This window comes from Cyanobium sp. BA5m-21 (assembly GCF_024346235.1).
Lineage (GTDB): Bacteria > Cyanobacteriota > Cyanobacteriia > PCC-6307 > Cyanobiaceae > Cyanobium_A > Cyanobium_A usitatum.
Genome location: NZ_JAGQCO010000064.1, coordinates 1 through 9459, shown reverse-complemented (window position 1 = coordinate 9459; position 9459 = coordinate 1). Strand labels below are relative to the sequence as shown.

Genomic DNA, 9459 nt, shown 5'->3' with positions numbered 1-9459 from the left:
CGCTTAGGAAGTCATTGAGCTTGCGCAGCATCTCGGCAGCGCTGGCATGGGCCTGCTGCAGCTTGTACTCCTCCGCCTCAAAGGCAGTCAGCGCTTGCTGCAACTGGGGAATCGCCGATTCGAGCAATTCATTGCCCTCTGCTTTCTCCAGTGTTTCCACCAGCGCTGACGTCAGCCCAGCCAGCTTGGTGAGCGCATCGGCGGTCCAATGGCGCTCCTTGAGGCAAGCCATGGCAGCGCGCACCGCCTTGGCCTCTACCGAGAGGTCATCGAGCAGGCTGATCCCAGCGCTCTGCAGCCAGGTGGTAACACCGCTGGCTGCCCGCAACCGGCTGCGCTCCCCCGGCGGGCTGATGCTGGTGGAGATAACGCTCGAATGGCGATAGTTGCTATCTGAGTCAAGCGTGCGGCACACCACATTGATCCTGGGGCTGTAGAGATCACCGGCCACGTTGAGAGCGTCGATTGCCCCAAACCGCTGCTGAACCACGCAGGGGTCATGGCGAAAACGTTGTTCCACCTGTTGCATGAGCAGCTTGAGCTGTTGCTGGTTGTGGAGCAGAGCGGCATAGACAACCGCTGTGATAGCTGCCACCAGCACGGCCGCAATCAGAAAGAAATGCCAGTAGGCCAGTACAAACCCCAGGGCCAGCAAAGCCAGCAGGCCACCGCAACCGATACCGCATCCATTGTTCTGCTGGGCCATGGCTGCATATAACCCACTACCAGCTTGGCCTGCTGGGCAATGATCACCAGAGAGCTGTCGCAGGAAAGCCCAGCGGCAGGGAAAGAGGGTTGCGGCAATGGCTGGGCTGGCACCGGGGCAGACCGGGTGGGGTGATCGCCAGTGCCCATGACCTGCCGCAACCAAGCAACAGCCGCGGGCCGCATCAGGCGGCCCAGTCCACCAGCGGCAGCCCCTCGATCCGGCTGAACTCACTGACGTTGTGGCTCACGACAGTGGCGCCGATGGCCAGAGCGTGACAGGCGATCCAGAGATCGTTGGCGCCGATCGGAGTGGCTTTGCGCTTCAGGGCGGTGGCCTGAATGGCGTAGTGCTCGCAGATCCCAGGTCCAGCGGGATACAGCACCGGCACCAGCCGCCTCAGGGCCTCCAGCTGCTGCAAGGTGGCCTCCCGCCGCTGGCTGCCCTCTGCTCCGCGCAACAGCTCAGCCCAGGTGATGAATGACATGGCGATGCTCTCCTCGTCGCTGAGGGCATCAATGCGCTCGGCCACCTGGGGCGGACGGTTCTTGCTCAGGTAGATGAGGATGTTGGTGTCGAGCAGGTAGATCACAAGGCCTCTCGGTCCTGCACCGGCAACTTGTCTGCCTGCTGTTGCTCCAGCACCTCCACAAAGTCGGCGTCAAATCCACTGAGCGTCTGCAGCAAGGCCTGGCCCCGCTGGCTTGGACAGGGGTGAATCAGCAGATCCCCGTTCGGGGTGCGGCTGATCTGCACCCGGTCACTGCTGAGGCGAAACTCAGCGGGAATGCGCACCGCCTGGCTGTTGCCATTCATGAACACGCGGCTGGGCAGGACCTCCACAGATCAATCCTCACGTGTGTACGCCATAGTGTAGACAGCGATCTTTGATCGGCGGCCACAAGGAGGCCCTGAGTCTTTGCATCCGATCAGCTACCGGGCCCGCTGCCTACCTCCACCGGCTGTCATGGAAGAGGAGGTGGTCGCAAAACGCTTGCGCACCACCGCTGGGCGCACCCTTGAGCAACAGCCCACCAGTTTTCACGATCGTCCCATCGACCTCATGCCCTTTGGCCCGGTAGGTCTGCAGCGCAGCCTGGTGCCAGCAGCGCAGCTCAGCCACCAGTTCACTGGGCGCCTCCAGATGGATTCCGGCGCCATAGCTGAACAGCCAGCGCCGCAGCTCCTGGTCCTGCTCCAGCACCCAGGCCGGCAGATCCACCTCTACCGGATAGGGATAGTGCGGGTCGTCACCGGCTCGCAGACCTTTGCTGCCACGCTCTGTCCTGCCCCAGCTGTCGCCCGGCAGGGCAGCCGCAAACCGCACAGCCGACGGCTAGAAACGATCCAGCTCACGCCGGATGTCGGCCATCACTGCTGGACTGCAGCGCAGGCGCAACGAGGCCAGTTGGGGCCGAGCACCATCCACTGGGGGATGACTGTGGGCGAGTTGGGATGGCAGGTCGTTGCCAAAGCAGAGCCCGCCGCAACACTGCTCCAGCAGCTGGGCGCGCGCGATCGCTGCGCAATGACGCTCAACAGAGCGTCCGCGCCGCTGCTCCCGCTGAAAGACATGCACCGCCTCCAGCTCCAGACAGCGCAGCAGCCCCTGGGGCTGGCCGATGCTGTCGTGCTCGATCAAAAGCCACCAGCGGCTGCCGTGGAGCAGCAGCTGCACTGGCCATACCGCTTCCGCTTGGCTGCCCTGAGCTTGGCTGCCCTGCCTGTGGCTGCTACGGCTGTGGCAGAGCAGCAGCCGCTGCCGCTGGCGGATTGCTGCTTCTATGAGCTCAAGCTGAGCTCCGGCAGTAGACGCTGCAGGAGCAGCGGCGGCTGAACCCTTGCCGCCCCGGGCTTGAGTTGCCAGTGGCGGGGGTGTGGTCAACAGCCAGCGGCGCTGCGGCGGGCCGGAGCTGGCGCCATCGATGCACATCAGACGTTGCTGCAGTGCAGTGCTGATCGCCGCTGCACGGCTATCGCCCAGGTGCTCAGCCTGCAGCGCCAGCAGTTCGCTTACCTCTCGCAATTCCGGCAGGCTCAGCAGGGCTGCACCGAGGCCGTAGCCCTTGCGACCACTGCGATACGGCAACCGGAAGCCATAGGGCGTCAGCGTCTCATTAAGGGCGGCATTGACCTGGCGAGCAGTCCAGCTTTGGCCGGTGGCGCTATCGAGGCTGTGGGCCAGATGCTCGGCTATCAGCTCGCCGCTCTGCAGATCGTGCGGATTGCGCAGCAGGTGCCGCAGCACGGTGAACACCCGCGTAAAGAACTCGCGATCGGCCAGACGCGGCAGGCCGCTGCAGGGACGGGCGCAACGCTCAGGCCAGGGCGGCGGCTCGATCGCCGGTAGCGCTAGCTCGCTTTGGGCCAGCCAGCGAGAGGAAAAGCCGCATTGATCCAGCCACTGCAGATCAGCCATGACCGCTGCGGCATCCCCGTAACAAGCGCCATGCAGCCGGGCCAGCAGAGCTGCTGCCTGCTGCTCCAGCCCACCGGCTGGCAGGGGCGCGAGCAACTGCTCGAGCTCACCATCCACCTCCTCTGCGGCAGCAGAGTTCGTCGCGGTTAGTTTCGGGTGCTCGCTAAGCAGCTTGATCAGGTAAAGCAGCCGCTCAAGATCCAGCAGGCGGGAGTAGCCGTGCAGCCGGTAGGCGGCATCGCGATTAGCACCGCGCCGCACGCAAACATCCAGCCGCCCAAGCTCCGCGGTGATCAGCTCCTCCAAAGCCACGCCTTGAGCCGGCTGTAGCCGCACCACTGCTGCAAAACCCTCCTGCCGGTGGGGAACAGGCGCCGCCTGCAGTAGCTGGGCGCAATGGCGCCGAATCACCCCTTCCGGCAATGGATTGGGGCCCTGCCGGTTCCAGGCCAGGCACTGGGCCACCGGCGTGTCAAGCCACCAGCCGATCCACTGCACCGGTACCGGCAGGGGCAACGCCTGGGTGATCGCTAGGCGGAAGGCGCGGCGCACGTAGCTGGCTTCCAGGATCACCGACTCACCGGCAGCGATTGCTGCCAGCAGTTGTTCATGGATCACCGCTTCCACCTCCGGCCAACGGCCGAGGATGGCGCTATCGCCGTAGAGCTCCTGGCGGATCTGACTACTGGAGATGTAACGCAATTCTTGGCCAAAAGCGCACTGCAGTTGTGCGGCCAAAATGCGCGCTGCCGTGCTCTTGCCGCTACGCGCAGCACCGATCATTAAGTGAAAACGCAGAGGATGATTTCCAATTACTGCTGCCATTGCGGTGTTATGAACAAAACCCAATTCAATGCTCTAACGCCAATGTCCAATTAGCAGCGTTCGTCCTGGTTTGTTTTGTGCAACTGTTGCCCTATCGATGTACGCAAACTGATCGACTATTCGTACAGCTCCAGGAGCTGGTACTGCTATCGACTGGATATCTAACGGCTGGTTCCCAGCTGGTAGTGCTGGTTGCAAGCAACCGCTGCGTACTGCCGGCGATCCTCTGCACCTCCCATTACTGGAGAGCGTTGATCCGTTAATCAGGCCCCAGGTTGCCTTCCGCACGCCAACTCAGTGGGCGCGGCGCCTGGTGGCCGGCAGTGTGGATGCGGTGCTTGTGAGCGTGGCGGGCGATTCATGCCAAACCCCGGCCGCGTTTGTGCCTGACTTCCGCAACTCAGCTGTAGAGGCGATTCCCCTCGGCCGCCGGCCCCTGCTGCTGCTCCACAGCCCTTCTCTTGAATCCAGTGGCAATTCCGCACCGGGGCCTAGCGGTGGTGGCGCTCAAAAGGGAGCCGGAGGGAAGCGCCGCTGGCCGCCGCAGGGCTACCTGCTGCCGCCCCGCGATCACCAGCCCTGCCTGCATCAGCTTCTGGAGCACAGCGGCCAGCTGCCGCTCTACCCCTGCAGCTCCGCTGATCCGGGCCGCTGGTTGGAGCAGCTGGTGGCTGCGCCATTGCTGCTGCCCGCTGATCTCACCTTGCTGACGATTACCCCCTGGCGTGGTGCAGGCCTGGTGCCGCTGCGGCCGCTCAACCCGCTGGTGGAAGCGTTGTGGTTACTGCTATGCAGGGGAGAGGCCAGCCAGCAACCACTACGCCAGCTGGTGCAGTGGTGGGGCGGCCAGGGGGTGCCGTTGCCTCAGGCAGAAAGCCCTGCTCCGCAGAGGTGGCAGCGGTCCTTGCGCTGGCCTTGGTGGCGAATCTGATGACTAACTCAGCCAGTTGCCGGCCTAGTCGACCAAGAGCAACTGCTTGTCAGCTCTCTTCTCTACGGCAGCCAGGGCAAGCAGCTCGATCTGCATGCAGCCCAGCTTGATTTCGAACGCATCGCCAGGCTCCAGACCCAGTTTGGCGGCGTAAATCTGAGCCGCGATTGAATAGCAGCTGTAACGACACATCAAAAGGTTCCGCTCGATACAGCAAGGTCCCCCTGCTGCTGGCCATGGTGATGCTTCTAGAAGAAAAAAATATGCAGGCAAGCGGAGCCACAGCTCGATATCGCAAGGCATACCAGCCCAGCGAGCGCAGCTACCGCCTCATCGACGGCAGATGCCAGCCTCACGGTCAGCTCGACGGTGAGTACGACTCCCTTGATGACGCCATCGCTGATGCCATCGAATGGATTGGACTCCTTAGTGAGCCTGACCATCCCACCAGCTGGATTGGGGTGGAGGTAAGCAGCAGCAACGGCGACTGGCGCACCTGCCGCGTGCCGGGACCGTTGCTCTGTCCGTTGCCGCGCTGAGAATCAAGCCTCCAGGAGCACTACCCCTGCTGGGTGACAACAGAAACCCCCCAGGGTGAGCGGGGGTTTCTGGAGCGGCCGGGCAAGGGAGTACAGGCGCTCATGCCGGCACCTAACTCTCTGGCGCCTGCATTCACTGTGCAAGAGATCACAGCAGGCGGCTGCATTCGCGCAACAAATGCTCACTAGCAGCCGCCTAGCAGCTGCTCACTCCTCTTCTGTGCTGCCTAGGGGAATAAGTTTGATCTGCTTACGGCCCAGCTTGATCTCAAACTCATCGCCTGGCTTGAGGTCGAGCATGGCGGTGTAGGCCTTGCCCACCAGCAGATTGCCATTGCCCTGAACAGTTGCGACATAGCTAAGGCTGCGGCCACCCTTACCCCGGCCGGCGCTATCGGTGCCGAGGTTCACACCCTTAGCGCCCAGCAGGGCCTCATAGAACGCCGTGAAGTTAAGCCGCTCCGTGCCATCTTTTTTGGTACTCACATAGCCGCATTCGCGCACGAGTTCGGACTTGGAGACATCGCCTAGCTCCTTGACCTTGGCGAGCAATTCGGATCCGGTAAGCATGAATTCAATGGAATTTCCTTGAAAGTACCAATTCCCCACAGGTTGTCCAGTGGGATCAAGCGAAAGAAAAGCCCTTGATTTGACTAATGATCAGCCTTCTGCTTTTGGCGTATCTGCAAACAAGGGGCAGAGCGGCACCACGGCGAGCTTGCCTTGCTCCATTACTTGCAAACCAGGCGGGTTGGCTTGCTCTGGCCCATAGAGCTCAGCAGCTGGAGCATCTGGGCCAAGCGGTAATGGGTTCTGCCGGTAACGCAGGCGTGGCATTCCTTTGATCTGCAGCCACCTATCAGCTTGCCTCAGCTGCTTGTTGTTGGCTGTTCAGCGCCGCAACATTTCGCAGGCCTCTCCATCATCATTTCCGTCCAGGTAGTTATGCCCCTGGCGCAGCAGCTCTTGGGCGCGCTCATAGGAGTTGATCTCACTGCACCGGTAACGGCGGCCCCCCGGGGTGGTGCCATCAGGGATGACGGCTGAGCGGCGACCTCGCCTGAAGTCCCAAGGCCGGGTGATGCCGCCTTCCACCTGCCAGACCCCATAGCGCCGCCGGCTGGCACGGTATTCAGCGTCCAGATACTCCTTGGCGTTACACCCACTGAGGTACTGGCGGTAGGCAAAGGCTTGGCCGTCTTCCACCAGCGCCAAATTGATGTTGATCTCTGAGATCACCTCGGCCACCGAACGGCCATAGCGATCGGTGGTCTTGACCTCGAGGCTGACCTCGCGCCCGACAGGGAGCCGCTGCTGCGGCTGTGTTCGTAGCAGTCGGTTGCCGAATGGTTAATCCAGCCGACGAGCACCGTCTGGGCATCGAGCAGCCGGGTGGCTTGGGTGGTCATGGATAGGGCTCCTATGGGGAATGAATGTGTGGTTCTGGGCAGTCCTCCGGGGTTAGTGCTGGCGCTTAGGGCAGCACCAGCGGCATGGGCGCCACGTTGTAGAGGCGGGCCGCTGCCTTGCGGTTGCAGACGGCAAAGCCCACGTACCAATCCACCCGCGTGCGGAACACCGGTGCGTCATGCACCTCCCCGAAATCACGCACCGCAATGCCATACCTGCCCTCAAACGGTCCCTGCAGACCGCAGACCGCCGCATCACCCAGCACGCAGCAGTAGATGGAGGTGGTGCCAGCTGGTTCGTCGTAACCGAGGACGGCATGGCCCTCGGCGTCCTCCTCCACCAGCAGGATCTCGATCCCCTCGAAATAGTGGCGGCCGTCGATCACCTCATACAGCTCGCCGCCGGCCTGACGGGAGGCGGTGCTGATCTGGCGGCGGGCGGCCTTACTGGCGATCAGCACCTTGTCGCCGCCGTAGCCGATCACGCTGTCGCTCAATGCCTCAAGCGCCAGCAGGTTGAGCGTGCTGCCGCCGTTGTCGATTGTCTGCTCGTCTCCAGGTGCCAGCCGCTTGCTCAGCCCGTTGAAGGCACGCGGATCAAAGGTGTCATCGCCATTGATGATCGCCGCCTCAAGTGTGAGGCGCATGGAGCGCACCTTCATCTCGGTCTGGGCAGCACGGGCCTCGGGGCCCTGCAGATCAACGATCGAGCGGTCTACATCGAGATCACCACCAAATAGGTGCACAAACTCCGAATCGGAGTTGATCACCCCGTAGCTCTGGCGGTAGCCCTCATTCACTGCCCGGAAGCCAACACGAGGAAGCTTGGTTTCAGCCGGGAAGCTCAAAGAGCCACCGACAAGATTGCGGAAGGGCAGGCGGCGCAGCAGCTCCCCCTCGGCAAAGGTCTTGAGCACCGCCAGCTGTTCAGCGCGGCGGGCATACTTCTGCGCCTCGATCAAGGTCAGGCCCAAGGGCACTCTCCCGGGGCCTTGCCCCAGTGACAACAGCAGCTGTTGCCAGGTCGCGGCTGGACCGTTGGATGGTGGGAATGGGCGCTTGTGAGTTGGGGATCAGGCAGGAGCTGGTGTTTCGCTAAACCCGATTGGTATTGCTGCAGGAGCGCGGGCGAATCGATCAGGGCTGCTGAGCTATGGGTTTTTCCCCCGCATTCAGCGGTTTCCCGCCATAAAAGGCGACTTTTCCACAGGTTGAACGCGCAAGAGCCCGCTGCTGGCGCCAGCAGTGCAGCACCGGCTGTGGAAAAGCCCTCTCCTCTTGACCGGCGGCAGTGGGGAATTTTGGCCAGCCCAAGAGGAACAGCAAGCCGCCAGGAAGGCAGTTCAGGCCTCGCTTCTCACGGAGAGACACGGCCTTGTCGGACTGGTTTTGCTGCTTTGACGCCGCTGCGGTGCTCGTGACTTGATGGGTGCACTGCCGTGATGAACGCATGAGCCAGATCCCAGGCCACCTCCCGGTCCACGTGAGCGTCGTTAATGAGTTCCCGGAGGACCTGTACCAGGCGATGCGGGAATTCATCAGCAGCCATCCCAATTGGGACCAGTACCGCCTGCTGCAGGCAGCGCTTGCTGGCTTCCTGTTCCAGCACGGCTGCAAGGACCGGGCCGTGAGCCGCCACTACCTCGACGGTTTGTTCCAGCGCGATCCGGCTACTGCGGCGCGGCCGATCTCACGCACCTGATGGAGCTGGCGACGTGGTGATTCCCATTGCAAGCCTGGCCGCCCTACGCATCCGGCAACGACGCAGCCAGCACCAGCTGGTGGGGCAGTGCTGCGACCGGTTGCGGCCTTCCTTCCTGCGCCGGCGGTTGGAGCAGCTGCTGCCGCTGCATACCGCTGCTGGAGCGGCTCTAGTGGACTGGCGCTGGGACAGCGTCTGTCAGCGGGTGAATGGGGTGGTGCTGCAGGACAACCAGCTCCTGCCTTTCCGCTGGTGGCCAAGTCTCAATAGGTTCGAGCTGCGCGCGGCGATCATGCAGATCAGGCCGTTGGGCTAAGGCCCAGGGAGCTGCCATCTCTGGCGGAAGCAGCAGCAACAGACTCTCCGCAGGTTGCCCCTTGGCTGCTCGTCTGAGGGGCCGAGGCAGCACCGGGGCGAGGTGGTCGCGTCCTGCTTGTCACACCGCCATGGCCACCAGTCCCGTTGAGCCGGCCTGCCCGATCCGCTTGATCTCGTTCCGCCTAGCCGCCAAGAGCAGCACTACGGCGCGGCACATGTTCCTCGATGGCGAGGGTCAGATCTGCGCCGATCCCCACTGTCTGCCGCGTGAGCAGGCCCTGCTACTGGCCCGCAATCAGCAGCTGATCTGGGGGTCAGCCGCCCGAGTGATCGTGCTCTGAGCAACCGGGGCCAACGAGCGTGAGCTCTCTCGCCCAACCATTGCTGGCCTTTGGCCACTGGGCCTTACAGCGACTCCAGCCAAGAAAACAGAAGGCGGTGCTTGTTGATGCCCTCGATTGAAGCGGCCGGAACGGCCTTCACTTGAGCGTCAGGGTGCTGGGCCAGGACGATATCCATGGCATGGGCCTCATCAAGGGCCTGCACCATCTCGATGCCATCGCCCAATGAGCCTGAGAAGAACACGGCGTAGTGGATGGAGCCTCCGAGT

General features: G+C 62.8%; 16 protein-coding genes. 5 read left to right on the top strand and 11 right to left on the bottom strand.

Annotated elements, in window-relative coordinates; genetic code table 11:
• The 5 genes from KBY72_RS13135 to KBY72_RS13115 all read right to left on the bottom strand — a co-directional run.
• Positions 1–706 (bottom strand): hypothetical protein (locus KBY72_RS13135; RefSeq protein ID WP_254993767.1); only part of this gene is annotated, 706 nt, incomplete at its 3' end.
• A gap of 184 nt (positions 707–890) precedes the next feature.
• Positions 891–1298, bottom strand: coding sequence for a type II toxin-antitoxin system VapC family toxin (locus KBY72_RS13130; RefSeq protein ID WP_254961548.1), 408 nt, complete (start codon positions 1296–1298; stop codon positions 891–893).
• A complete protein-coding gene (locus KBY72_RS13125; protein ID WP_254961547.1) occupies positions 1295–1549 on the bottom strand; it encodes an antitoxin in 255 nt (84 codons plus the stop codon). The genes KBY72_RS13130 and KBY72_RS13125 overlap by 4 nt, the downstream gene beginning before the upstream one ends.
• 106 nt (positions 1550–1655) lie before the next feature.
• Positions 1656–2033, bottom strand: coding sequence for a WYL domain-containing protein (locus KBY72_RS13120; RefSeq protein WP_254961546.1), 378 nt, complete (start codon positions 2031–2033; stop codon positions 1656–1658).
• 9 nt (positions 2034–2042) lie between these two features.
• Entirely contained in the window at positions 2043–3908 is a 1866-nt protein-coding gene (locus KBY72_RS13115) for an AAA family ATPase (RefSeq protein ID WP_254961545.1), read from the bottom strand.
• A 355-nt stretch (positions 3909–4263) separates the two neighbouring features.
• On the opposite strand from KBY72_RS13115, the gene KBY72_RS13110 reads away from it, so the two are divergent.
• Positions 4264–4881, top strand: a complete 618-nt coding sequence (locus KBY72_RS13110; RefSeq protein ID WP_254961544.1) for a hypothetical protein — start codon at positions 4264–4266, stop codon at positions 4879–4881.
• Positions 4882–4905: 24 nt separating this feature from the next.
• On the opposite strand, the gene KBY72_RS13105 is transcribed toward KBY72_RS13110, so the two are convergent.
• On the bottom strand, positions 4906–5073 hold the full coding sequence (locus tag KBY72_RS13105) for an AbrB family transcriptional regulator (RefSeq protein ID WP_254993766.1): 168 nt from the start codon (positions 5071–5073) through the stop codon (positions 4906–4908).
• A gap of 44 nt (positions 5074–5117) precedes the next feature.
• On the opposite strand from KBY72_RS13105, the gene KBY72_RS13100 reads away from it, so the two are divergent.
• Complete coding sequence (locus KBY72_RS13100) at positions 5118–5420, top strand: hypothetical protein (RefSeq protein ID WP_254961542.1); 303 nt, start codon at positions 5118–5120, stop codon at positions 5418–5420.
• A 207-nt stretch (positions 5421–5627) separates the two neighbouring features.
• Here the strand turns inward: KBY72_RS13100 and KBY72_RS13095 are convergent, their stop codons facing one another.
• From KBY72_RS13095 to KBY72_RS13080, 4 genes are all read right to left on the bottom strand, one after another.
• Positions 5628–5990 (bottom strand): AbrB family transcriptional regulator, encoded by a 363-nt coding sequence (locus tag KBY72_RS13095; RefSeq protein ID WP_254961541.1) that lies wholly within the window; start codon positions 5988–5990, stop codon positions 5628–5630.
• A gap of 90 nt (positions 5991–6080) precedes the next feature.
• Positions 6081–6257, bottom strand: a complete 177-nt coding sequence (locus KBY72_RS13090) for a hypothetical protein (protein WP_254961540.1) — start codon at positions 6255–6257, stop codon at positions 6081–6083.
• A 54-nt stretch (positions 6258–6311) separates the two neighbouring features.
• The gene (locus KBY72_RS13085; RefSeq protein WP_254961539.1) at positions 6312–6668 is read right to left on the bottom strand and encodes a thermonuclease family protein; all 357 of its coding nucleotides are present in this window, start codon (positions 6666–6668) and stop codon (positions 6312–6314) included.
• A gap of 226 nt (positions 6669–6894) precedes the next feature.
• A complete protein-coding gene (locus tag KBY72_RS13080) occupies positions 6895–7809 on the bottom strand; it encodes a major capsid protein (RefSeq protein ID WP_254932043.1) in 915 nt (304 codons plus the stop codon).
• Positions 7810–8279: 470 nt separating this feature from the next.
• Between KBY72_RS13080 and KBY72_RS13075 the strand changes: the two genes are divergently transcribed.
• The 3 genes from KBY72_RS13075 to KBY72_RS13065 all read left to right on the top strand — a co-directional run bounded on the left by KBY72_RS13075 (position 8280) and on the right by KBY72_RS13065 (position 9190).
• Entirely contained in the window at positions 8280–8531 is a 252-nt protein-coding gene (locus KBY72_RS13075) for a DUF2811 domain-containing protein (protein ID WP_254961538.1), read from the top strand.
• A gap of 13 nt (positions 8532–8544) precedes the next feature.
• The gene (locus tag KBY72_RS13070) at positions 8545–8847 is read left to right on the top strand and encodes a hypothetical protein (protein WP_254961537.1); all 303 of its coding nucleotides are present in this window, start codon (positions 8545–8547) and stop codon (positions 8845–8847) included.
• Between the two features lie 130 nt (positions 8848–8977).
• On the top strand, positions 8978–9190 hold the full coding sequence (locus tag KBY72_RS13065; RefSeq protein ID WP_254961534.1) for a hypothetical protein: 213 nt from the start codon (positions 8978–8980) through the stop codon (positions 9188–9190).
• Positions 9191–9254: 64 nt separating this feature from the next.
• On the opposite strand, the gene KBY72_RS13060 is transcribed toward KBY72_RS13065, so the two are convergent.
• Positions 9255–9459: hypothetical protein (locus KBY72_RS13060; RefSeq protein ID WP_254993765.1), on the bottom strand; the 205-nt coding region annotated here is incomplete at its 5' end.